17 protein-coding genes and 1 pseudogene are annotated in these 23,542 nt (G+C 39.0%); 17 read left to right on the top strand and 1 reads right to left on the bottom strand.

Annotated features, from left to right (window positions below):
• The first annotated feature begins 207 nt into the window (after positions 1 to 207).
• The 13 genes from QM460_RS04545 (at position 208) to QM460_RS04485 (ending at position 13,790) form a co-directional block, all read left to right on the top strand.
• Positions 208 to 1,044: a LicD family protein gene (locus QM460_RS04545; RefSeq protein WP_414289364.1), complete on the top strand. Its 837-nt coding sequence runs from the start codon at positions 208 to 210 to the stop codon at positions 1,042 to 1,044.
• Positions 1,034 to 2,137 (top strand): glycosyltransferase, encoded by a 1,104-nt coding sequence (locus tag QM460_RS04540; protein WP_414289363.1) that lies wholly within the window; start codon positions 1,034 to 1,036, stop codon positions 2,135 to 2,137. Before QM460_RS04545 ends, QM460_RS04540 begins: the two co-directional genes overlap by 11 nt.
• Position 2,138: 1 nt before the next feature.
• On the top strand, positions 2,139 to 3,125 hold the full coding sequence (locus QM460_RS04535) for a glycosyltransferase family 2 protein (RefSeq protein ID WP_414289362.1): 987 nt from the start codon (positions 2,139 to 2,141) through the stop codon (positions 3,123 to 3,125).
• 15 nt (positions 3,126 to 3,140) lie between these two features.
• Complete coding sequence (locus QM460_RS04530; RefSeq protein ID WP_049504778.1) at positions 3,141 to 4,607, top strand: O-antigen polysaccharide polymerase Wzy family protein; 1,467 nt, start codon at positions 3,141 to 3,143, stop codon at positions 4,605 to 4,607.
• Positions 4,600 to 5,637, top strand: coding sequence for a prephenate dehydratase (locus tag QM460_RS04525; protein WP_373094470.1), 1,038 nt, complete (start codon positions 4,600 to 4,602; stop codon positions 5,635 to 5,637). The genes QM460_RS04530 and QM460_RS04525 overlap by 8 nt, the downstream gene beginning before the upstream one ends.
• Positions 5,638 to 5,872: 235 nt before the next feature.
• Positions 5,873 to 7,360: an oligosaccharide flippase family protein gene (locus QM460_RS04520; protein WP_414289361.1), complete on the top strand. Its 1,488-nt coding sequence runs from the start codon at positions 5,873 to 5,875 to the stop codon at positions 7,358 to 7,360.
• A 9-nt stretch (positions 7,361 to 7,369) separates the two neighbouring features.
• Positions 7,370 to 8,173: a LicD family protein gene (locus tag QM460_RS04515; RefSeq protein ID WP_414289360.1), complete on the top strand. Its 804-nt coding sequence runs from the start codon at positions 7,370 to 7,372 to the stop codon at positions 8,171 to 8,173.
• A complete protein-coding gene (locus QM460_RS04510) occupies positions 8,174 to 8,980 on the top strand; it encodes a LicD family protein (protein WP_414289359.1) in 807 nt (268 codons plus the stop codon).
• 106 nt (positions 8,981 to 9,086) lie between these two features.
• Complete coding sequence (locus QM460_RS04505; protein ID WP_373094467.1) at positions 9,087 to 9,239, top strand: hypothetical protein; 153 nt, start codon at positions 9,087 to 9,089, stop codon at positions 9,237 to 9,239.
• A 283-nt stretch (positions 9,240 to 9,522) separates the two neighbouring features.
• Positions 9,523 to 10,618, top strand: a protein-coding gene (prfB, locus tag QM460_RS04500) for a peptide chain release factor 2 (RefSeq protein WP_142322039.1) whose coding sequence is annotated in 2 segments (ribosomal slippage) — positions 9,523 to 9,594 and positions 9,596 to 10,618 — 1,095 coding nt in all. Because the reading frame shifts where the segments join, the coding sequence is not laid out codon by codon here.
• A gap of 15 nt (positions 10,619 to 10,633) precedes the next feature.
• Positions 10,634 to 11,326 carry a cell division ATP-binding protein FtsE gene (gene ftsE, locus QM460_RS04495; RefSeq protein ID WP_000022259.1) on the top strand — a complete coding sequence of 231 codons (693 nt, stop codon included), beginning with the start codon at positions 10,634 to 10,636 and terminating at the stop codon, positions 11,324 to 11,326.
• Positions 11,319 to 12,245 carry a permease-like cell division protein FtsX gene (gene ftsX, locus QM460_RS04490; RefSeq protein ID WP_049504537.1) on the top strand — a complete coding sequence of 309 codons (927 nt, stop codon included), beginning with the start codon at positions 11,319 to 11,321 and terminating at the stop codon, positions 12,243 to 12,245. Before ftsE ends, ftsX begins: the two co-directional genes overlap by 8 nt.
• Positions 12,246 to 12,635: 390 nt before the next feature.
• A complete protein-coding gene (locus QM460_RS04485) occupies positions 12,636 to 13,790 on the top strand; it encodes an MFS transporter (protein ID WP_414289358.1) in 1,155 nt (384 codons plus the stop codon).
• Between the two features lie 284 nt (positions 13,791 to 14,074).
• Here the strand turns inward: QM460_RS04485 and QM460_RS04480 are convergent, their stop codons facing one another.
• Positions 14,075 to 14,695 (bottom strand): TVP38/TMEM64 family protein, encoded by a 621-nt coding sequence (locus tag QM460_RS04480; RefSeq protein WP_414289357.1) that lies wholly within the window; start codon positions 14,693 to 14,695, stop codon positions 14,075 to 14,077.
• 136 nt (positions 14,696 to 14,831) lie between these two features.
• Between QM460_RS04480 and QM460_RS04475 the strand changes: the two genes are divergently transcribed.
• The 4 genes and pseudogenes from QM460_RS04475 to QM460_RS04460 all read left to right on the top strand — a co-directional run bounded on the left by QM460_RS04475 (position 14,832) and on the right by QM460_RS04460 (position 23,528).
• A complete protein-coding gene (locus QM460_RS04475; protein ID WP_414289356.1) occupies positions 14,832 to 17,477 on the top strand; it encodes a DEAD/DEAH box helicase family protein in 2,646 nt (881 codons plus the stop codon).
• A gap of 132 nt (positions 17,478 to 17,609) precedes the next feature.
• On the top strand, positions 17,610 to 20,672 hold the full coding sequence (locus QM460_RS04470; protein ID WP_414289355.1) for a DEAD/DEAH box helicase family protein: 3,063 nt from the start codon (positions 17,610 to 17,612) through the stop codon (positions 20,670 to 20,672).
• Positions 20,672 to 22,273 (top strand): annotated as a pseudogene (locus QM460_RS04465) (HsdM family class I SAM-dependent methyltransferase). Before QM460_RS04470 ends, QM460_RS04465 begins: the two are co-directional and overlap by 1 nt.
• Positions 22,266 to 23,528 carry a restriction endonuclease subunit S gene (locus tag QM460_RS04460; protein ID WP_414289354.1) on the top strand — a complete coding sequence of 421 codons (1,263 nt, stop codon included), beginning with the start codon at positions 22,266 to 22,268 and terminating at the stop codon, positions 23,526 to 23,528. The pseudogene QM460_RS04465 and the gene QM460_RS04460 overlap by 8 nt, the downstream one beginning before the upstream one ends.
• The last annotated feature ends 14 nt before the right edge of the window (positions 23,529 to 23,542 follow it).

Below are 23,542 nucleotides of genomic sequence, written 5' to 3'. Positions count from 1 at the left end.
AGAGGCAAGTGACGAGTCAAGAGCAATAAGGCTTGAACAACGTGAAAGCCAGCGTCTTTAGGCGCTGGCTGGTAATTTGGGCTTATAGCCCTGGTACAAACCACCCGTTTGACGGGTGGTTATGATTTTTCTATAATCAAATGGATTTTTTGCCCATTTTTATGGTATAATAAAACAATGTATTCTATAGAAGAGGAAGAGAATAAGATGAGTGATTTAAAGGCAATTCAAGCTCGTAGCCTAGAGATGGCTGAATATTTTGTCGCCTTTTGTAAAGAACACGATTTACTCTGTTATTTGTGTGGTGGAGGAGCTATTGGAACTTTACGAAATAAAGGTTTTATCCCTTGGGATGATGATTTAGACTTCTTTATGCCCCGCAAGGATTATGAAAAATTAGCAGAATTATGGCCTCGTTATGCGGATGAGCGTTACTTCCTATCAAAAAGTGATAGAGACTTTGTTGACCGCAACCTCTTTATCACTATTCGAGACAAGGAAACAACTTGCATCAAGCCTTACCAACAAGATTTGGATTTGCCACATGGATTGGCTCTGGATGTTCTTCCCTTGGACTACTATCCTAAAAACCCAGCAGAACGTAAGAAACAGGTACGTTGGGCTTTGATTTATTCTCTCTTTTGTGCCCAAACCATTCCAGAAAATCATGGAGCTCTCATGAAATGGGGCAGTACGATTTTATTAGGATTAACCCCTAAAGCCCTTCGTTATCGTATCTGGAAAAAGGCTGAGAAAGAAATGACCAAATATGGACCAGCTGAAAGTGATGGCATCACAGAATTATGTTCAGGTCCAGGCTACATGAAGAAGAAATATCCAATTCAAGCCTTTGAAGACAACATTTTCCTGCCATTCGAAGGAACAGAAATGCCTATTCCAGTTGGTTATGATGCCTATCTCAGTACAGCTTTTGGTGATTACATGACACCACCACCAGCTGACAAGCAAGTGCCTCACCACGATGCCCTTATAGCAGATATGGATAAGAGTTACACTGAATATAAGGGAGAATATGGTGGATAAGAAGAAAATTTTATTTTTTATGTGGTCCTTCTCTCTAGGCGGAGGCGCAGAAAAAATCCTTTCTACGATTGTTTCAAACTTGGATCCGGAAAAGTATGATATTGATATCCTCGAAATGGAACATTTTGATAAAGGATACGAACCAGTACCTGAAAATGTGAGAATTTTAAAATCCTTACAAGACTATCGTCAACCAAGATGGCTAAGAGCGCTTTTGTGGAGATTAAGAATTTATTTTCCAAGACTCACCAGACGTTTACTTGTAAAAGATCAATATGATGTAGAGGTTTCCTTTACCATTATGAATCCTCCTCTTTTATTTTCTAAACGCAAGGAAGTGAAGAAGATTTCTTGGATTCATGGAAGTATTGAAGAATTTTTAACAGATAGTTCGAAGCGTGATTCTCATAGACGACAATTGGATGCTGCTGATAGGATAGTGGGAATTTCAAAAAAAACCAGCAATTCTATCAAAGAAGTTTATCCAGATTACTCACAGAAATTAGTAACAGTCTATAATGGTTATGATTTTGAAAGCATTTTGGAAAAATCAAAAGAGAAGGTGGCTATTGAGATAGCTCCTCAGAGCATCTGTACTATTGGACGTATTGAAGAAAATAAAGGTTCTGACCGAGTATTAGAAGTTATACGACTGTTGCACCAGCAAGGCAAGAAATACCATCACTACTTTATAGGGGCTGGTGATATGGAAGAGGAACTGAAAAAACGAGTCAAAGAGTATCAACTTGAGGATTACGTTCATTTCCTTGGGTATCAAAAGAATCCGTATCAGTATCTTTCTAAGATGAAAGTTCTTTTATCCATGTCCAAACAGGAAGGTTTTCCTGGAGTCTATGTTGAGGCCTTGAGTCTGGGAGTTCCCTTTGTATCTACTGAAGTTGGGGGAGCAGAGGAATTATCTCAGGAAGGACGATTTGGTAAAATCATTAAAAGCAATCAAGAAGCAGCTCAAGCAATTGAAAACTACATGACAGTTGCATCAAGCTTTGATGTTAATGAGTCTAGCCAATTTATTCAACAATTTACGATTGCTAAACAAATTGAACAAGTAGAAAAACTAATAGAGGAGTAGCATGGAAACTGCATTAATTAGTGTCATTGTTCCAGTCTATAATGTGGCGCAATACCTTGAAAAATCCATAGCATCCATTCAGCAACAAACCTATCAAAACCTCGAAATCATTCTCGTTGATGATGGGGCGACAGATGAAAGTGGTCGCTTGTGTGAACAAATTGCTGAACAAGATGAACGAGTTTTGGTTTATCACAAGGAAAACGAAGGCTTGTCTCAAGCTCGAAATGATGGATTGAAGCAAGCCCACGGAGACTATGTTATTTTTATAGATTCGGATGATTATTTACATCCTGAAATGATTGCTAGCTTATACCAACAATTAGTCAATGAAGATGCGGATGTTTCCAGCTGTGGGGTTATGAATGTCTATGCCAATAGTGAGAGTCCGCAGACTGAAAATCAGGATGATTATTTTATATGCGATACCGAAACATTCCTTAGAGAATATTTAATTGGTGAGAAAATACCTGGTACTATTTGTAACAAACTCATCAAAAAGGAGATTGCAGCACAGTTAACTTTTCCAAAAGGCTTGATTTATGAAGATGCCTATTATCATTTTGATCTCATTAAAGTAGCTAAAAAGTATGTTGTGAATACCAAACCGTACTATTATTATTTCCACCGAGGAGATAGTATTACTACCAAACCATATGCGGAAAAAGACTTAGCTTACATTGATATTTATCAAAAATTTTATACTGAAGTCGTCAAGGAATATCCAAACTTAACAGAAGTAGCTTTCTTTAGACTGGCATATGCACATTTCTTTATCTTGGATAAAATGCTTCTAGATGATAATTTCAAAGAGTTTAAAGACTATCCAAGGATTTATGGCTACTTGAAAAAACATGCCTTTGCTATTTTCAAAAATACCATTTTTAGGAAAGGAAGACGTATTAGTGCTTTAGCCTTATTTGTAAATGTAAGATTGTATAGAATATTATTGTTTAAAAATATTGAGCAATCGAAAAAAATTAATTAGAAAAGGAGGGCTGAGATGGTTGATGGCAAACGAATGTTGCTAACGGTTACGATTCTAAGCTATATCGTAACCATAATAAGCGGAATCACTTATTTGTTTACCAGTAATAACGTAGGACTTCTGACAACTTTGCTTTTGCTCTTAATTAGCAGTCTGCTACTTTGCTGGAATAATATCAAATACTATTTGATTCACTTTATATTCTTTATCACAATTTTTATATTTTTGGTATCCAGACCCACCATTGATTATTTTAGAGATGGAGCGCTAGACACCTACCAACCAATTGCTTATCGATTTGCTTTCCTAGTTGTCATTGTTTCTATTTTAGGACTGACAATAGGTGGTTTTATAGCCAATTATTATCTTGTTCGAAAAAGCAAAGCTCCTGTAAAAGTAGAAAAAACAGTGAATGTCAATTATATAAAAAAATTACGTTTTGTGTCATTGAGTGTATTTCTACTCACCTATCCATTTTATTTCCTTAGACTATTTGAGCGTTTGCTATACCGTTTGCAAACTTCTTATTACAATTATTATGCAAATTTTGAAAGTCAATTGCCTTACTTTACCTATATCTTATCGACTTTCACGGTTTATGCCATGTGTGTTTACTTAGCAACCAAACCTAAAAAGTCACATGCGACAATGGTTTTAGTTGCCTATATCGCGGCTAACTTGATTCACTTAGTAATTGGTACCAGAAATCCCTTTATTCTAAGTTTGATTTTTGCCTTTGTTTACTACTTTATGCGTGAACAAACGGAGAAAGGGAAATGGATTGGTTTCAAAGAAAAATTGGCTATTTATCTTGGAACACCTGTTCTCATGCTTGCGATGGGAGCACTAAACTATGTTCGTGATAACGCCCAAGTATCTCATAGTGGAGTTTTTGATTTATTACTCGATTTCATTTATAAACAAGGAACTAGTTTTGGAGTTTTAGCGAGAGGATTCTTGTACAATAGTAGTCTTCCGTATAGAGACTTCCGAAATTTCACTTTTGGTCCGGTTGTTGACTATTTTGCGAGAGGTAGTATCGGAATCATATTTGGCGCCAAACCATTTGAACATACGACAAATAGTATTGAACTAGCGATCGATAGTAATAGTTATGCCCACAATTTATCTTATCTTGTTCTAAATAAAGAATATTTAAGAGGCCATGGTATTGGAAGTAGTTATATCATGGAATTGTATACTGATTATGGTATGTTGGGATTATTTCTACTAAGTATCTTACTTGGTATGCTCTTTATAGCTATGCTGCAAGTAGCTTATCGCTCAAGAACAATCTTATTTGCATTATCTTTGCTAATCTTGAATAATTTATTCTTTATGCCTAGAAGTAGCTTTTCAGAGAGTTTCTTTAATCTTTTTACAATGCAATTCTGGGGAATTGTTCTTATTATCATTTTCGTGGCAAAAATGCTTACAAAAGAAAATCATCACTTAATCAAAAAAGGGGAAATACATGTTTGAACATTATTCTGTAGCTGATTTGTTCGCAAATCTTTATAAAAAACGTAAAGTGAATTTGCTAGCTTTACTAGCCTTATTTGCTCTCATAGCTGTACCATTTACTTTAAAAGCTGTTAAAAATAAAAATACAGTCAAAGATTCTACTAGTTATTCTACTTATATCACCTATAAGATAACTGCTCCAGAAACATCATCAAAAACAATTTTGAATCATCAAGTTGGTGGTTATAGTGACTTCTATGCAAAACTAATTGATGGTAATCTAAACGGTGCCTTTCTTTTCAATGATGTTGATTCTGATAAAATGAAAGAAATCGCTAAAGATTTAGATACAACAGAAACAGCATTGAAGAATTCTGCAAGTGACTATTGGACAAAAAAATTAACGATTAACCCATTGATTGATGATGCAGGTGTAACTGTTAAAATTTTAACTCCAAGTAAGGAAGTAAATGATTTCCTTGAAAGCAAATTTGATTCATTGATTGACAAGTTCAAGTCTACCTATACAGACGTTAAGATTGAAAAACTTGAAACAGTTAACTCTAAAGAATTGACTCCGAATGGAGAAGTTGCTCTTGGCTTTAACTTGAAAAATTTGATCTTGCGCTTAGTGATTATTGGTATTCTCTGTGTCATCCTAGTGATCATGGCGAATGTTCTAGTTTACCTCTTCAACCCAACTATTAATCGTGCAGGCGATTTCTCTGCTTATCAAGTAGACTTCGTTTCAACTATTACAACTCTTGAAAATCTTTCTGAACTATTGAGTTACAAGTGTCAAGGTCAACCACTAGCAATCGTAAGTTCAGATAATCGTATTTTGAATAAATTACAAGCAGAATACAAATTGAATCTTGAGGGTGTTCAGTTTGTTAACTTGCAAAATGTCAAAGATCTTTTAGCATTTGAGAATGTACTTTTCGTAGAAGAATATGGTGTTACTCGCTATAAGAAATTTGAAGAAAGTATGCAAGAAGTGAGAAATCTAAACCGTTCAGTTTTAGGTGTGATTACTTTTGCACTCTAATGATTTGATTTACATAAAGAATTAAAAATCATCTAAGACAAAGGAGGACTCGAATGGTCCTCCTTTGTTTTTGGGAAAAATTCAGATTTAAAAGAATGATGTAGAAAAGACTTCTAGAGAATTTGGATAAGATTTCGTCAGAGATAAGGTAAACATGACTTGAGGAACAGATTTCCCAGTCAAATAGTTTTTTTTTACTAACTTTATGATATAATAAATCGACGAGGTAAATTGAATGAAAAGTATAAAATTAAATGCCCTGGCTTATATGGGAATCCGTGTTTTAAATATAATTTTTCCAATATTGACTGGTACCTATGTAGCACGTGTTCTAGATCGAACAGACTTTGGTTATTTCAACTCTGTTGATACCATTCTGTCTTTTTTCTTGCCCTTTGCAACCTATGGAGTCTATAATTACGGACTTCGAGCTATTAGTAATGTCAAAGATAATAAGAAGGAATTAAATAAAGTCTTTTCAAGTCTTTTTTATTTGTGTGTAGCTTGTACGATTATTACAAGTATCGTATATCTTTTCTCCTATCCCTTATTCTTTAATAGTAATCCTGTCATCAAAAAGATCTTTTTAGTAATGGGAGTCCAACTGATTGCACAAATCTTCTCAATTGAATGGGTGAATGAAGCGCTTGAGAATTATAGCTTTTTATTTTATAAAACAGCCTTCATCCGTATTCTCATGCTGGTATCCATCTTTTTATTTGTGAAAAATGAGCATGATATTGTTGCCTATACATTGATTATGAGTCTTTCAACTCTCATCAATTATCTCATTAGTTATTTTTGGATTAAAAGAGATATCCAGTTTGTTAAGGTTACATTAGAAGAATTTAAACCTCTTTTCCTACCTTTGACAGCCATGCTGATCTTTGCCAATGCCAATATGTTATTTACCTTCCTGGATCGTCTTTTTTTGGTAAAAACTGGAGTTGATGTAAATGTCAGTTACTATACGATGGCACAACGGATTGTAACTGTTATCGCAGGTGTTGTTACGGGTGCGATTGGAGTCAGTGTTCCTCGCTTAAGCTACTATCTAGGTATTGGAAAAAAAGAAGAGTATGTAAATTTGGTAAATCGAGGAAGTCGCATTTTCAACTTCTTCATTATTCCACTTAGTTTTGGATTGATGATTTTAGGGCCTTATGCAATTCTTCTGTATGGTAGTGAGAAATATATTGGTGGTGGAATCTTGACCTCCCTCTTTGCATTTCGTACCATTATTCTTGCTTTAGAAACTATTTTAGGATCTCAAATTCTCTTTACAAATGGATTTGAAAAAAGAATTACAGTCTATACCCTATTTGCTGGTGGATTGAATCTAGTTCTGGATAGTCTACTCTATTTAAAAAACGTCATTACACCCGAGTATTATCTAATTACAACTATGATATCAGAAAGTTTTCTACTAATACTTTATGTTATCTTTATTCATAAGACCAAGCTCATTAACCTAGGAAATATCTTCAAATATACGGTGCGGTATTCACTTTTCGCATTGACATTTGTTCCGATCTACTTTTTAGTCAATTTTGTTTATCCGGTCAAAATGGTTATCAACCTACCTTTCTTGGTCAATATGTTGATCATCATGGTCTTATCAGCTTTTAGCTATATTGGTTTACTGGTTTGGACCAAAGATAGTATCTTTTATGAATTTTTAGGATATTTTATTTCTCTCAAAAAACGTATAAAAAAATCTTAGGAGGATTAGATGAGAAGATTAAGCATTGAAGAAGCTAAGCAGATTGAACTTGATATTTTAGCTTTTATTGACTCGTTTTGTAAGAAGCATGATATTGATTATTTTATCAATTATGGTACCTTGATTGGAGCTATTCGTCACAAGGGTTTTATCCCCTGGGATGATGATATAGACCTCTCTATGACCCGTGAAAACTACGAATGTTTTATCCAGTTATTTCAACAAGAACAATCTAAATATAAGATTTTAGCTTTGGAAACTGATGACCACTACTATAATAATTTTATAAAGGTTGTAGATCCGACAACGAGAATAGTGGATACACGAAATACAAAGACTTATGATTCTGGAATTTTCATTGATATTTTTCCAATGGATTCTTTCAACGATACTAAGGTTATCGATGTTTGCTATAAGTTGGAAAGCTTTAAGTTATTGTCCTTCAGTAAGCATAAGAATATTGTTTATGGGGATAGTAAGTTAAAAGACTTAATTCGTTCCTTCTTCTGGTTTATCTTTCGTCCTATTTCTCCGCGATTTTTCGCGAATCAAATCGAAAAGCAAATTAAAAAATATAGGGTAGAAGATGGGAAACACCTAGCTTTTATACCATCAAAAGCTAAGGAAAAGGAAGTTTTTCCAAGTGATTTGTTTGATGAACTGATTGAAATACCTTTTGAAAATCTTCTTCTTCCAGCTCCCAAGCAATTTGATGCTGTCTTAAAACAATATTATGGTGATTATATGACTCTCCCACCAAAAGAAAAACAGTTTTATAGTCACGAATTTGAAGCCTATAAATTGGAGGATTAAATGCAGTACTTAGAAAAAAATGAGATTAAAGAAATTCAACTAGGTATTTTGGACTATGTTGATGAAATTTGTAAGAAAAATGATATTTCTTATTTCCTCAGCTATGGAACCATGCTGGGAGCTGTTCGCCATAAGGGAATGATTCCTTGGGATGATGATATCGATATCTCACTGTATAGAAAAGACTATAACCGTCTATTAAAAGCGATTGAGGAGGATAACCATCCTGTATATCGTGTTCTTTCTTACGATACCTCTTCATGGTATTTCCATAATTTTGCAGCTATTTTAGATACATCAACAGTTATTGAAGATAATGTAAAATACAAGCGCCATGATACAAGTTTGTTCATTGATGTCTTCCCAATTGACCAATTTTCAGATTTGAGCATCGTTGATAAGAGTTATAAATATGTTGCCTTGCGTCAGCTTGCCTATATCAAAAAAGAACGTGCGGTTCACGGAGATAGCAAATTAAAAGATTTCCTTCGCTTGTGTACTTGGTATCCTCTCAGACTGGTTAATCCGAGATATTTCTATAAGAAAATAGATGAGTTAGTTAAAAATAGTGTGACAGATCAACCACTCTATGAAGGGCCTATCGGAGTTGACAAAGAGGGAATGAAAGGTGTTTTTCCAATAGATGCTTGTAAGGAACTGATTTTAACCGAGTTTGAAGGAAGAATGTTGCCCATTCCTAAAAACTATGATGTTTTTCTTACACAAATGTATGGAGATTACATGACTCCACCATCAAAAGAAATGCAGGAGTGGTATAGCCATAGCATAAAGGCTTATCGAAAGTAAGTGTAAATGTATTGAAATCAATTGCGATTAGTGGAGTTATGGTTCCTTATTTAGAAATGGAACAACACCTGATGGTTACAAGGTCAATCAAGATGGTATTTGGAGCTTGAATCCTGATAAAGTAGAAGTTCAGGGAAGTCAAGAAGAGCCTAAGAAGGATTCTGATAAGCCAGTAGAGAAGGAAGAAAAATCGGCAGAAGTCAATGAAAAAGATGAAGCTGCTGAAACAAAACCGATTTTGAAGGCAGATAAAGAATGATCTTAGTTGCTTTGCTAGAAAGCTGATTAGGTGCTACGTTCAGCACTGTCAGATACTTCTCTTTTAAAATAGTATTTATATACATCTCAGAGAATCGATCAATGTTTTTTGGATAAGAAACTTGATCTGCTCTGAGATGTTTTCTATTTCTCACACACTAAATGATTGAGAATAGCCCTCTCGTCTTCAAATAGAAATATTGTGATAAGAAATTTTAAAAAACACCGATTAGATAAATAAGAAAAATTATGGTATAATAAAACGATACAAAAAAGGAGTATATATGGACATTTCAGAAATTCGTCAAAAAATTGACGCCAATCGTGAAAAATTAGCTTCTTTTAGGGGGTCTCTTTGACCTCGAAGGGTTAGAAGAAGAAATTGCCATTTTGGAAAACAAAATGACAGAACCTGATTTTTGGAACGATAATATTGCGGCCCAAAAAACGTCGCAAGAATTAAATGAACTAAAAAACACCTACAATACTTTCCATAAGATGGAGGAGTTGCAGGATGAAGCTGAAATCTTACTAGACTTTTTAGCAGAGGATGAGTCTGTTAAAGATGAGTTGGTGGAGAAGTTAGCTGAGCTAGATCAGATGATGACTAGCTACGAGATGACTCTGCTCTTGTCAGAGCCCTATGATCATAACAATGCTATTTTAGAGATTCACCCAGGTTCTGGTGGAACAGAAGCCCAAGACTGGGGCGATATGCTTCTTCGTATGTATACTCGTTATGGTAACGCCAAAGGTTTCAAGGTTGAAGTCTTGAATTATCAAGCTGGTGATGAAGCAGGTATTAAGTCAGTGACCTTGTCTTTTGAAGGGCCAAATGCTTATGGACTTCTCAAGTCAGAGATGGGAGTTCACCGTCTGGTACGTATCTCGCCATTTGACTCAGCTAAGCGTCGTCACACCTCCTTTACTTCTGTAGAAGTTATGCCAGAGTTGGATGATACTATTGAAGTTGACATCCGAGAAGATGATATCAAGATGGATACTTTCCGCTCAGGTGGAGCAGGTGGACAAAACGTCAACAAGGTTTCAACAGGTGTCCGTTTGACCCACATTCCGACAGGGATTGTCGTTGCATCAACCGTTGACCGTACTCAGTACGGAAACCGTGATCGTGCGATGAAGATGCTCCAGGCAAAACTCTATCAAATGGAGCAGGAAAAGAAAGCTGCTGAGGTAGATGCCCTTAAGGGGGATAAGAAAGAAATCACATGGGGAAGCCAGATTCGCTCCTATGTATTCACCCCTTATACCATGGTGAAAGATCACCGTACCAGTTTTGAAGTTGCGCAGGTAGATAAGGTTATGGATGGGGACTTAGATGGTTTCATCGATGCCTATCTAAAATGGCGTATTAGTTAAAAGAAAGGAAGTCACATGTCGATCATTGAAATGAGAGATGTTGTCAAAAAGTATGACAACGGGACAACAGCCCTACGTGGCGTCTCTGTGAACATTGAACCAGGAGAGTTTGCCTATATCGTAGGTCCTTCAGGTGCAGGTAAGTCAACTTTTATCCGTGCCTTGTACCGTGAAGTTAAAGTTGAAAAAGGAAGTTTGCAGGTTGCAGGTTTTAATCTTGTTAAGATTAAAAAGAGAGATATCCCGCTTTTGCGTAGAAACGTAGGCGTCGTCTTTCAGGATTACAAACTCTTGCCAAAGAAAACTGTTTATGAGAACATTGCTTACGCAATGGAGGTTGTCGGTGAAAGCCGTCGCAATATCAAAAAACGTGTTATGGAAGTTTTGGATCTTGTTGGCTTGAAGCATAAGGTTCGTTCATTTCCTAATGAATTATCAGGTGGTGAGCAACAACGTATCGCCATTGCTCGTGCTATCGTAAACAATCCTAAGGTATTGATTGCCGACGAACCAACAGGGAACTTGGACCCAGATAACTCATGGGAAATCATGAACCTCTTGGAGCGCATCAATCTCCAAGGTACGACTGTTTTGATGGCGACCCACAATAGCCAAATCGTAAATACCTTGCGCCACCGTGTCATTGCCATCGAGAATGGTCGTGTGGTTCGTGACGAAGCGAAAGGAGAGTACGGATACGATGATTAGTAGATTTTTCCGCCACCTATTCGAAGCTTTAAAGAGTTTAAAGCGTAATGGGTGGATGACCATTGCTGCTGTCAGTTCAGTAATGATTACCTTGACCTTGGTTGCTATTTTTGCCTCAGTTATCTTTAATACTGCAAAATTGGCAACGGATATCGAAAACAACGTCCGCGTCATGGTTTATGTCCGTAAAGACGTTGAAGACAATAGTGAAACCATCGTCAAAGAGGGGCAAACAGTTACAAACAATGATTACCACAAGGTTTATGATGCCCTCAAGGCTATGCCAGCTGTTAAAAGTGTAACTTTCTCAAGTAAAGAAGAGCAGTACCAAAAGCTGACTGAAACCATGGGTGACGAGTGGAAGGTTTTTGAAGGAGATGCCAATCCTCTTCATGATGCCTACATCGTCGATACCAATTCACCAAGTGATGTGAAACCAGTCGCTGAAGAAGCTAAGAAAATCGAAGGAGTTTCTGAGGTTCAAGACGGTGGTGCCAATACGGAGCGTCTCTTCAAGTTGGCTTCCTTCATCCGTGTTTGGGGATTGTTCATTGCAGGACTCTTGATCTTTATCGCAGTCTTCTTGATCTCAAATACCATTCGTATTACTATCATTTCACGTAGTCGTGAAATCCAAATCATGCGTTTGGTTGGTGCTAAAAACAGCTACATCCGTGGCCCATTCTTGCTAGAAGGTGCATTTATTGGTTTGTTGGGAGCAGCTCTTCCATCAGTTTTGGTTTACTTTATCTATAACCGAGTATTCCAATCTGTCAACCCATCTTTGGTTGGACAAAACCTATCCTTGATTACTCCAGATACCTTTATTCCATTGATGATCGGTCTTTTGTTCCTCATTGGAATCTGTATCGGTTCACTTGGTTCAGGAATCTCAATGCGTCGATTCTTGAAAATCTAAGTAAGATAGTTTACTAAAATCTATAAAAGTAGGATACCATCAAGGCTTCGCAGAGTCTGATGGCCCTACTTTTTATGTTGAACTTATAAATCATACTCTTCAAAAATCTCTTCAAACCACGTCAGCTTCGTCTTGGCGTATATTTGTTATTGACTTCGTCAGTTCTATCCACAACCTCAAAACAGTGTTTTGAGCAACCTGCGGCTTGCTTCCTAGTTTGCTCTTTGATTTTCATTGAGTATCAGTTGCTTGCCAATTTTTGGGAAACAGTGTATGATAGGAAAGGACCTTTTTGCTAAAAGAGTTATAGGGACTAGATGAAAGATATCTTTTATCTCTACAGTAATATCTAGCTCTTTTGACTTAACATAAATAATGAATGAGGATAAAATGAAACAATTTTTGGAAAAAGTGAGTATACTTTCCCTGTCGTTAGTATTGATCACATCATTTTCAATATCGAGTGCCCTACCAGCCATGTTTGACTATTATCAGGGCTATTCGACTGGCCAGGTCGAGCTCTTGGTCAGCCTTCCATCCTTTGGGATTATGGCCATGCTCCTCTTAAATGGAGTTTTAGAACGGATTTTTCCTGAACGTCTCCAGTTGACTTTGGGACTTTTGATTTTATCAATCAGTGGAACAGCTCCCTTCTGGTATCAGGGATACTACTTTGTCTTTGCCACTCGTCTTCTTTTTGGAATTGGTGTGGGGATGCTAAACGCCAAGGCTATCTCTATCATCAGTGAACGCTACCATGGTAAGACTCGTATCCAGATGCTTGGTTTTCGTGGGTCAGCTGAGGTAGTGGGAGCTTCTATCTTGACTCTGGCAGTTGGTCAACTCTTGGCCTTTGGATGGACTGCAACCTTCCTAGCCTATGCAGCAGGTTTAGTGGTTCTTGTACTCTTCCTTCTCTTTGTCCCTTATGGAAAAGCAGAAGTTCATGAGTCTAAGCAAAAGACAGAAGAAGTAGTCAAACTAACTCGCTCCATGAAACAGTTGATTTTCTTTCTAGCTATCGGTGCTGCAGTCATTGTATGTACCAATACAGCTATTACCTTCCGTATTCCTAGTCTCATGATTGAGGCAGGCTTTGGAGATGCTCAATTGTCTAGTCTGGTACTCAGTGCCATGCAGTTGATTGGGATTCTGGCGGGAATTAGCTTTTCTTTCCTCATCTCTGCCTTTAAGGAAAAATTGTTATTGGTTGCGGGTGTAACCTTTGGTATTGGGCAAATCATCATTGCTCTTTCCCCTTCTATCTGGGTTGTCGTTGCAGGTTCTGTCTTAGGAGGATTTGCCTATAGCATTGCCCTTACGACAGTCTTTCAGTTAATTTCTGAGAGAATCCCAGCAAAGCTTCTCAACAAAGCAACTTCCTATGCGGTTTTGGGATGTAGTTTTGGTGCCTCCTTAACACCATTTGTTCTTTCAGGAATTGGCTTGGTGACTACAGATGGTCGAATGACCTTTATTATTCTAGGAGCATGGGTGATTGCGACATCAGTCCTTGTTTCTCTCCTATTGAAAAAAGAAGCTTAACAAAAAGAGGCTGGTCAAAAAGTTATTAAAATCAGAAAACGCATACTATCAGGTGTTGAAAAACCTTGATACTATGCGTTTTATTTTTTTCATTTTCTGATAATACTCTTCGAAAATCTCTTCAAACTGCGTCAACGTCGCCTTGCCGTATATGTGTTACTGACTTCGTTAGTTCTATCCACAACCTCAAAACGGTGTTTTGAGCAACCTGCGGCTAGTTTCCTAGTTTGCTCTTTGATTTTCATTGAGTATAAAATTAAGTTTTTGCCCAACTTTTTTAGTGATCAGGCGAACATTTGCCAAAAGTAACCAATGATATAGGTCAAGCCATAGGTATAAACAACTAGAGTAAAAGGCTTGGTTAGGATGATAATGGTCATATAGCGTTTGAAGCTCATCTTGGTTAGAGCTGCCAGCATACAGAGAAAGTCCGCTGGACTAACCGGCCAAATCATCATAAAGATAAAGAATCGATCAAAGCGATTGCCCTTGTCTAGCCAACCGATGTACTTATCATAGGTACGCTTGCTGACGACAGACTGAACAAAGGGTGCTCCGTAGAGACGCACCAGGTAAAAGATAATGGCGCAACCAATAACAATACCAATATAGTTGTAGATAGTGCCTATGATATGCCCGTAGATAAAGACACCTGCCACAGAGGTTAGAGCACCAGGAATGATGGGAACGACCGTCTGCAATATCTGTAAAAAGATAAAGAGTGGTGGGCCCCAGATACCGGCCTTTTGGATAAAGGAAGATAGGGTTTCCTTGGAATGCAAGACTCCAGCATGATAGGCCCAGATACAGAAAATCAAAGTACCAACTCCACCGATGATGGAAGAAATATTAATTGCTTGCTGTAGAAGGGGAGAAACAGCTTTCATTTGTTTATCGTGTGACATGTAAACTCCTCTTGAGTAGTATGATTCTACTATACCATATTTTGAGGAGAAAGACTATATGGGGTACTTCATGTGACTTTGCCTCAAGTATGGTAAAATGGAAATAAGAAAATGGCAGCTTAGAATGAGGAAAATCATGTTAGGATTGAAGTTTAATGGCACTTGGCGCAACTACCAAAGACAGGTCTTGGATAACTTTCAGGAATATCAAGCAGATGGACATGTCCACTTGGTGGCAGCACCAGGTTCTGGGAAAACAACCATTGGTATCGAGTTGATTGCCCGCTTTGATAAGCCAGCTCTGGTTTTGGTGCCGACTGTTACCATTCGGGAACAATGGGTGGATAGGATTCGCAAGGCCTTTTTAGAGGATGAGGACCAGATCACAAGTCTCGTGTCTCAAAATCTTAAGGACATGAAGCAAATCACCATCGCCACCTACCAAGCCTTTCACAGCGCTATGCAACAAGTACAATCGCAAGAAGATAATGGTGAGGTTGAAGACTTTGTCGGCTTTGACCTAATTGCCAGCCTCAAGGAAAGGGGTGTTAAAACCCTCTGTCTGGACGAATGCCATCACTTGAGAAATGAATGGTGGAAAAGCCTAGAAGACTTCCGTAAAAATTACCAACAACTGCAAATTATCTCTCTCACAGCAACACCTCCTTATGATAGTGAGCCAGAACTCTGGGATCGCTATCTCCAGATGTGTGGCGAGATTGACCAAGAAATCACAGTGCCAGAACTAGTCAAGGAAGACACCCTCTGCCCTCATCAGGACTTTGTCTATATCTGTTTTCCAACCAAGGAAGAAGACAAACGCCTGGAAGAATTTGAGGATACCAAGTGGCAGTATGTCAGCCAACTAGTCGTTGATCCTGATTTTCAAGAGCTGATTAGGACTTCCAAGGTCCTTAAAGGGGAAATCGCTGCGGATATGCTCCTTGAAGATCCCAAGTATCTCTCAGCGCTACTCATTTATCTACAGGCTCAAAAGCTAGAAATTCCTAAGCACTTACGAGATTTATTAGGTGCTGAAGGCTTACCTGCTCTTAATTACTACTGGCTCGAAGTCCTCTTGCAAGGCCTCCTCTATCAGACACCTGATTGGTATGAGGATCCACAGGAGACAAAGAAAAAGATAGAAGCCGAATTGAAATCAAGAGGGCTGATTGAAAAACGTCAGGTCTTCTTGGTAAAATCCAAGGCCAATGACCAAATCCTCAATCAATCTCTAGGAAAACTGGCTGGTATTGCTTCAATCTTTGAAACCGAGTATGCCAGTCTAGGTCAGGACTTGAGACAGTTAGTCTTGGCGGACTATATCCGCAAGGATTTTGCTAGTTATCTGGGAGATGACCAAGCGCCAATCACGCAATTAGGTGTCCTCCCATACTTTGAAACTATTCGCCGAAGTGCGCAAAAACAAGGCCTTTCTGTCCACATAGCAGTCCTTTCAGGTAGTGTCGTTATCATACCGGCTAGTGTCAAGTCAGAACTCGAAGCCCTCATCCCAAATACCAGCTTAAGCTTCTCTGCTATCGGAAAACTCGACCAAGGTGCCTATCTCCAAGTAGGATTTCCATCTAGCTTTAAGGGGATGGTCGCTGCTGTGACCGAGCTCTTCCAACGTGGTTCTATCCAGGTCTTGGTCGGAACCAAGTCACTCTTGGGAGAAGGATGGGATGCGCCTTGCGTCAACTCTCTCATCCTAGGAAGTTTTGTCGGAAGCTTTATGCTCAGTAATCAGATGCGAGGCCGTGCTATCCGTATCTGGCCAGGACATCCAGATAAGACCAGCAATATCTGGCACCTTGTAGCTATCAAACCATACAAAAATCCAGCCTTTTCTAAGGAGGATCAAGAAGAACAAGACCTCAATCCATATCAGGACCTGCAAACTCTTGCCCGTCGTATGGACCACTTCCTTGGCTTGTCCTATAAGGAGGATACCATCGAGACAGGTCTGGATCGCTTGGACTTCCCTAAACCACCCTTTAAGAAAAATAAGATTCAAGCCTATAATCAGAAAATCAAGGAATTGTCCAAGGACCGTACCACCCTTCGCAAAAAATGGCAGGAGGCGTTGGTAGTTGCGGATAAGCTAGAGATTGTCAATGAGGTAGCAACAGATCGCAAGCAGATCCCTCTGCTCACTCTTGTTGATGCTGAAAAATGGCTCCGTTATTCCTTTATGCTAACGGCCCTCAATCTCCTCTTTTATATCTTTAGGGTCCGTGGAACTAGTATTCGCTGGTTGTTTGGACTGAGCATCCTCTTTCTAGCCTACACCGTGATTCGCTATTTCTTTTACAAGAGTCCTTATGTACGCCTACGGCAGGCGGGTGAAGGTATTCGTAATGCCATGCTAAAGATGGGGCATCTTTCCGATGATCGGTCGCGCGTGCAGGTGGAAGAAGATAAGGATAGCTATTGCGTTTTTGCCTATCTTAAGGGTGGCAGTATGCGAGACAAGGAACTCTTTTCTCAGACCTTAGGAGAATTCTTTGCGCCAGTGGACAATCAACGCTACCTCTTAGTAGCTCAAAAAGCACCGGCTGGCCAATCCAAGTATTTCGTAGTTCCTAGTCTCTTTGAAAAACGCAAGGAAGAGGCCCAGCTCTTCCAAAATGCCGTCGCACCACATATAGGCAACTACCAACTCGTCTACACCCGTAACGAAGCAGGCAGAAAAATCCTGCTCGAAGCCAGACTCAAATCCCTAGCCAACAAAAACGACCGCATCATCACCAAGAAAAAGGTCAAAAGTGCGTTGAAGTAGGGAGGGAGAGGAAGTTTTTCTGATAGGACTATGATATAATAATAGATAATTAACCATGTGATAAATTAGAGAGATAGTCTAAAGATATTGTTAGTAAAAATAGACAATTCTGACTAGCAAAAGGAAGTTTTTATGGCAAAGAAAAAAGATTTTTCTGAATTAACCAGGGTACAAATTCCAGCAGCCTTGCACCTCATGCGTATGGGCTATACCTATCTTCCTCGCAATGGGAAGGAAATTGCAGAAAGAGATCCAGATACCAACATCCTTGTATCTGTTTTTAAGGAGCAATTTTTAAAATTTAACAACTACTTGACAGAGGATGACTTTGAAAGAGAGCTAGCCAATATCAAGTTGGAATTGGATCAAAACGACTTGGGGCGTTCTTTCTTTAAACGTCTGCAAGGTCAAGAAGAGGCGGTTTATATTGACTGGGAGCATCCTGAAGCTAATACTTTCCATCTGGCACTTGAAGTTACTTGCCAAAATGGTCAGGATGAATTTCGTCCAGATATCGTTATATTTGTAAACGGTCTGCCTCTTTCTTATATCGAAGTGAAGCAGCCCAATGCTATTCGTGATGGGAAGACTGGGATACAGTCCGAACAAGACAGAACCAGATACCGTTTTGAAAACCGCAAGTTCCGTCGTTTCAACAACATCACCCAGTTGATAGCTCTGTCTGACAACTTGCCTTATATCAGTGGACAAGGTCAGCAAAAGCAGGGGTCTTATTACGGTTCAAACGCCTATTCAAAAACCAAATTTAATGCTTTCAAAGAAGAAAGAGAAGAAGATTTCCTTCATTCCCTTGCCACGCTAACCGAGGAGCAAATCGACTTTGTCCTAGAAGATATGAAGCGCTTTGCCCTCAAGTCTCAGCCAGAGTTTACAACAAACCTAAACCCTGATACACCTTGCAATGCCTTTCTCTCTTCTTTGTATAGCAAAGAACGTCTGCTCTTTATGCTTCGTTTTGGTCTGGTCTATGTCGAAGAAGAAAGCAAGGATGGTCAGATGCAATTGCAGAAGCACGTCATGCGCTATCCTCAGTATTTCGCGACTCGTGCTATTGAAGAAACCATCGCAAAAGGCGTCAAAAAAGGCGTGATTTGGCATACACAAGGTTCTGGTAAGACTGCCTTGGCCTTCTTTAATATTCGCTATCTAACAAACTATTTCTCAAAAGAGGGAATTGTTCCTCAGTTTTACTTTGTTGTCGATCGTCTGGACTTGGCAGATCAGGCCTTTAAGGAATTCACCAAACGAGGCCTCAAGGTTAAGCGCATCAAGAACCCACAAGAACTGAATCAAAAACAAGACGGCTATGACGTAGCTGTGGTCAATATTCAGAAGTTTAAGGATGATTCGGATCTGACAGACCGCTCTGGCTATGATCTCAGTCGTCAAAATATCTACTTTATCGATGAAGCCCACCGTTCTTACAATGAACGAGGTTCCTACCTGCCAAATCTCTATCAGGCAGATACTAAGGCCATTAAGATTGCCTTGACTGGAACGCCCCTCATCACCTACAAGAAGGATGGCAAGACCAAGGAAAGTCATGCGACCACGCGTGATATCTTTGGGGATTACATCCACAAATACTATTACAACCAGTCTATCGATGACGGCTTTACCCTACGCCTGATGCGAGAAGATATTGAGACTTCTTATAAAGATAATCTCAGATCTATCAATGAAGAAATCCAACGTGGCGACCTTTCCAAGGAAGATATCTTTGCCCATCCTCGCTATGTGGAGCCTATGCTTGATTTTATCATTGAAGATTTTAATCGAGCGCGTGATTTGGTCTTTGATGACCAGACCATTGGTGGCATGATCGTCTGTGACTCGTCCAAGCAGGCGCGTGAGTTTGAAAAACAATTAGAAGAACAACGCAAAGCTGGCTCAACCACCTTGACTTCCGCTCTCATCCTCCATGATGAAGGAGACAAGGAAGAGAAGAAGGACAAGGTAGACGCCTACAAGGAAGGCAAGATTGACCTCATCATCGTCTACTCTATGCTCCTGACAGGCTTTGATGCACCTCGTCTCAAGCGCCTCTATCTAGGGCGCAAGATCAAGGCTCACAATCTTTTACAGACTCTAACCCGTGTCAATCGCCCCTACAAGGACTACCTCTTTGGCTATGTCATTGACTTTGCGGATATTTCCAAGGAGTTTGACAAGACCAATCGTGCCTATCTGGAAGAGCTCAATCAAGAGTATGATACGGCTCTGACAGGAGAAAATGGAGAGGACGTTTTTGGCTCTCTCTTTGTATCAGCAGATGAGATTTCTCAAGAGTTGAGCAAGACCGAGCATATCCTCATCGACTATCCAACGGATAATCTAGAATACTTCTCCCAAGCCATCAACGACATCAAGGATAAGAAGCAGTTAATCGATCTTCGTAAGGCCTTGGAGTCTATCAAGCAGTACTACAATATCGCCCGTCTCCTCGGCTACCAACACCTGCTCCAGCAGATTGACATCGCTCAGATCGCAACCCTGTTCAATATCCTATCTAGGCGCATGCTGACACTGTCCTTAATTGATAAGCCAGACGACTTCTCCAGTCGAACTCTCTTAAATCTTGCCATGTCTGAAACTAGCTTTAGCTTTGTCAAGATTGCAGAAGAAGAACTTCGTCTAGCAGCCAATGACCTGGAAGATTTGAAACGTCGAGTGGCAGGTGGGATTAAAAAACAACGTGATGAAAAGGATCCTGAATGGGTCTCTCTCTACGAAGAATTCCAGCGCATCATGAAAAAACACCTGATCCATGGCCAAGAAGGATTTACCATGGAGAATATCAAGGAAACCCAAAAAGACTATGAAGAACTCTTTAAGTCCGTGGAGGATTATCATACTCGTATGAGACGTCTAACCATGAACTTTAATGGAGATGAGATGGCAGCTCGTTCCTATAAGCACGTGACTAACTCGACTATGGTTAGTGATTATCCTGCTATTTACCATGTCATCAAGGGTTCTAAAGTTAGACTAGACCGTAAAATCGGTCAAAATCAAGGAGTACTCGATAACGAGGACTTTCTTAAGAAGATGATTCGAGAAGAAGCTCGGATTGAAATGAAAACTAACCAATCTGCAAGTAGTTTGACAAGAGAGGATTTTAATTATATCGTCGAGTCACTATTTGAAGGATATGAAGAGGAATACCAACACTAATGAATGAAACATACAAAGTCCAAGTCCAAGGCTTGGTAGATGATTTGAAAGCTGTCTTTACCCATGCGGGACTAGGAGGAGAAGCGGGTGAGTATAAACTCCTCACCCAGTCTTTCCTCTACAAATTTTTAAATGATAAGTTTTTGTATCAAGCCAAGGTCCTAGATGAGTCCAACACCTATGAAAATTTGTTGACTATGAGTGAGGACGACTATGACTGGCTCTTGGAGGATATCGGTACAAGTACGGCTTGGCTCAAGCCAGAGCAGTTGATCGAAACCCTCCACCGTCAGCAAAATGAGCCGACTTTTTACGAAACTTTTGAAAATACCCTCAACCAAATTGCCATTGACAATAACGATATCTTCTCCGTTCACACAGACGGGGATACGGCCATTCGTCTCTTTGATGAGCGTTTGATTACAGATACCATCTCAGATAGTAGTAAACGTAACGAAGTGGCAAAATCTATCATCAATCTTCTTGCACGTGTCAAGTTTGACGAAGATATCTTTTCACAAGGCTTCGACTTTTTCTCGACTCTCTTTGAGTATATGATCAAGGATTACAATAAAGATGGTGGTGGCAAGTATGCCGAGTACTACACGCCTCACTCTGTAGCTAAGATTATCGCGGATATCTTAGTGGGGAATGACCAGCCGTCAAATGTACGCATCTACGACCCGTCTGCTGGTTCTGGAACCTTGCTGATGAACCTGGCTAGTCGTATCGGTGTGGATAAAACCACTGTTTATAGTCAGGATATCTCGCAAAAATCATCCAATCTTCTCCGTCTCAATCTGATCTTGAATGGACTACAGCACTCCATTCATAATATCGTACAGGGAAATACTATTATCGCCAATCGCCATCCTGAAAAGATGGACTATATCGTGTCTAACCCTCCTTTCAAGCTGGACTTTTCAGAGTGGCGTGACCAAGTGGAGAGCTTGCCAGAAGCCAGTGAGCGTTTCTTTGCAGGTGTGCCAAAGGTTCCAGCCAAGTCTAAGGACAAGATGGCGATTTAGCTCTTTGTTCAGCATATCATCTACTCCTTGAAGCCAGATGGTCAGGCAGCTGTTGTCTTGCCGACTGGCTTTATCACAGCCCAGTCAGGGATTGACAAGAGCATCCGCCAACACTTGGTGGACAATCAAATGCTGGCAGGTGTTGTCTCTATGCCGTCTAATATCTTTGCGACGACAGGTACCAACGTCTCCATCCTCTTTATCGATAAGAACAATAAGGGCGATGTCGTCCTCATCGATGCCTCAAACCTCGGAACCAAGGTCAAGGAAGGCAAGAACCAAAAGACTGTCCTCTCTCTTGAGGAAGAGCAAAAAATCGTCGAGACCTTTATCAAGAAGGAAGCCGTCGAGGACTTTTCAGTCACTGTCTCCTATGAGGATATCAAGGAGAAAAACTACTCTCTAAGCGCAGGTCAGTACTTTGACATCAAGATTGACTATGTGGATATCACAGCAGAAGAGTTTGAAGCCAAGATGACCGCCTTTCAAAACAAACTCTCAGACCTCTTCCAGCAATCGCAGGCACTGGAGCAGGAGATTGAAGAGCAGATGAAGGGGTTGAAGTATGAGTGAAGTTAAACTAGGAAACATATCATTTATTACGAAACTAGCAGGCTTTGAACATACAAAATATATTCAAGGAAATAATACTCATGAGAAAATTTCAGAAGATGATGTTCCGTTATTTATTGGAAAAACTGTTCAAAATGGAAAAATAGATAAGAATTTTGATTGGTACATTCCAAAAGAATTATCAAATCAACTTGAGAGAAGTAAATTAAATAAAAAATGTTTGGTCTTACCATATGTAGGTTCTGTTGGCGACCTAGCTATTTTTGATGCTAGTTACGATGCACATCTAGGTAGTAATATAGCAAAAATTGAGTTAGCAGAAAATTGTGGTTACTCTGAAGAATTTATATATTATTTTCTAAAATCTGATTATGGACAAAAAATATTACTAAGAGATATTCAAGGTGCGATTCAAAAAAATATCACAATGAAAGCTATTAGAGAAGTTTCATTACCTGATATTTCAATTCAAGAACAAAATAATATTGTTTCAATTTTAAAGGCCTTAGATGATAAAATATCTTTAAACAACCATATCAACCAAGAGTTGGAAGCTATGGGCAAGACCCTCTATGACTACTGGTTTGTGCAGTTTGATTTCCCAGACCAGAATGGCAAACCCTACAAATCATCAGGTGGCAAGATGGTCTATCACCCAGAACTCAAACGCGAAATCCCAGAAGGGTGGGGAGTGGAGAAGCTTTTTGATATTGCAGATGTTCAATATGGCTATCCTTTTAGTACTGATTATTTTAATAGTACAGGCGAAGGTGTTCCAGTGATTAGAATTAGAGACATTCTTGGAAATGATATCACTAATTATTCTACAGAAGAAGTAGAAGATAAATATAAAATTAATGTTGGTGATGTTTTAATTGGTATGGATGGCAATTTCCATATGAATTATTGGATTAAAGAGGATTGTTATCTTAATCAACGAGTTGTAAAAGTAAATAGTGATAAATTACCTAATATGGTGCTTAAATATCAAATTGAACCTTTTATCAAATTGCGAGAAAAATCAGTCTCAAGAACAACAGTAGGTCATTTAAGTGATAAGGATTTAAAAGCAATCAATGTTATTCTGCCTAAAGATAAGTATTTATCTTCGATTTTTGAAAAATTTGAAAGTATATTAGAGAATATAATCATCAATCAACAACAAAACCAAGAACTCACCCAACTGCGCGATTGGCTTTTGCCAATGCTGATGAATGGACAGGTTTATAAAAGAATAGAGGGAAAAAATGATTAGTAAATTTGGTGAAA

The organism is Streptococcus infantis (assembly GCF_047464415.1).
In the GTDB taxonomy this organism is placed as follows: Bacteria; Bacillota; Bacilli; order Lactobacillales; family Streptococcaceae; genus Streptococcus; species Streptococcus infantis_AE.
The sequence above is the reverse complement of the archived record's forward strand: the minus strand, read 5'-3'. Positions and strand labels throughout refer to the sequence as shown.

What these genes read in the sequence shown, in the direction of transcription:
- QM460_RS04475 (WP_414289356.1), top strand. Translation starts at nt 14,832, where the DNA reads ATGTTAGGATTGAAGTTTAATGGCACTTGGCGCAACTACCAAAGACAG.
- QM460_RS04545 (WP_414289364.1), top strand. Translation starts at nt 208, where the DNA reads ATGAGTGATTTAAAGGCAATTCAAGCTCGTAGCCTAGAGATGGCTGAA.
- QM460_RS04515 (WP_414289360.1), top strand. Translation starts at nt 7,370, where the DNA reads ATGAGAAGATTAAGCATTGAAGAAGCTAAGCAGATTGAACTTGATATT.
- QM460_RS04470 (WP_414289355.1), top strand. Translation starts at nt 17,610, where the DNA reads ATGGCAAAGAAAAAAGATTTTTCTGAATTAACCAGGGTACAAATTCCA.
- QM460_RS04535 (WP_414289362.1), top strand. Translation starts at nt 2,139, where the DNA reads ATGGAAACTGCATTAATTAGTGTCATTGTTCCAGTCTATAATGTGGCG.
- QM460_RS04485 (WP_414289358.1), top strand. Translation starts at nt 12,636, where the DNA reads ATGAAACAATTTTTGGAAAAAGTGAGTATACTTTCCCTGTCGTTAGTA.
- QM460_RS04480 (WP_414289357.1), bottom strand. Translation starts at nt 14,695, where the DNA reads ATGTCACACGATAAACAAATGAAAGCTGTTTCTCCCCTTCTACAGCAA.
- ftsX (WP_049504537.1), top strand. Translation starts at nt 11,319, where the DNA reads ATGATTAGTAGATTTTTCCGCCACCTATTCGAAGCTTTAAAGAGTTTA.
- QM460_RS04525 (WP_373094470.1), top strand. Translation starts at nt 4,600, where the DNA reads ATGTTTGAACATTATTCTGTAGCTGATTTGTTCGCAAATCTTTATAAA.
- ftsE (WP_000022259.1), top strand. Translation starts at nt 10,634, where the DNA reads ATGTCGATCATTGAAATGAGAGATGTTGTCAAAAAGTATGACAACGGG.
- QM460_RS04510 (WP_414289359.1), top strand. Translation starts at nt 8,174, where the DNA reads ATGCAGTACTTAGAAAAAAATGAGATTAAAGAAATTCAACTAGGTATT.
- QM460_RS04460 (WP_414289354.1), top strand. Translation starts at nt 22,266, where the DNA reads ATGAGTGAAGTTAAACTAGGAAACATATCATTTATTACGAAACTAGCA.
- QM460_RS04540 (WP_414289363.1), top strand. Translation starts at nt 1,034, where the DNA reads ATGGTGGATAAGAAGAAAATTTTATTTTTTATGTGGTCCTTCTCTCTA.
- QM460_RS04520 (WP_414289361.1), top strand. Translation starts at nt 5,873, where the DNA reads ATGAAAAGTATAAAATTAAATGCCCTGGCTTATATGGGAATCCGTGTT.
- QM460_RS04530 (WP_049504778.1), top strand. Translation starts at nt 3,141, where the DNA reads ATGGTTGATGGCAAACGAATGTTGCTAACGGTTACGATTCTAAGCTAT.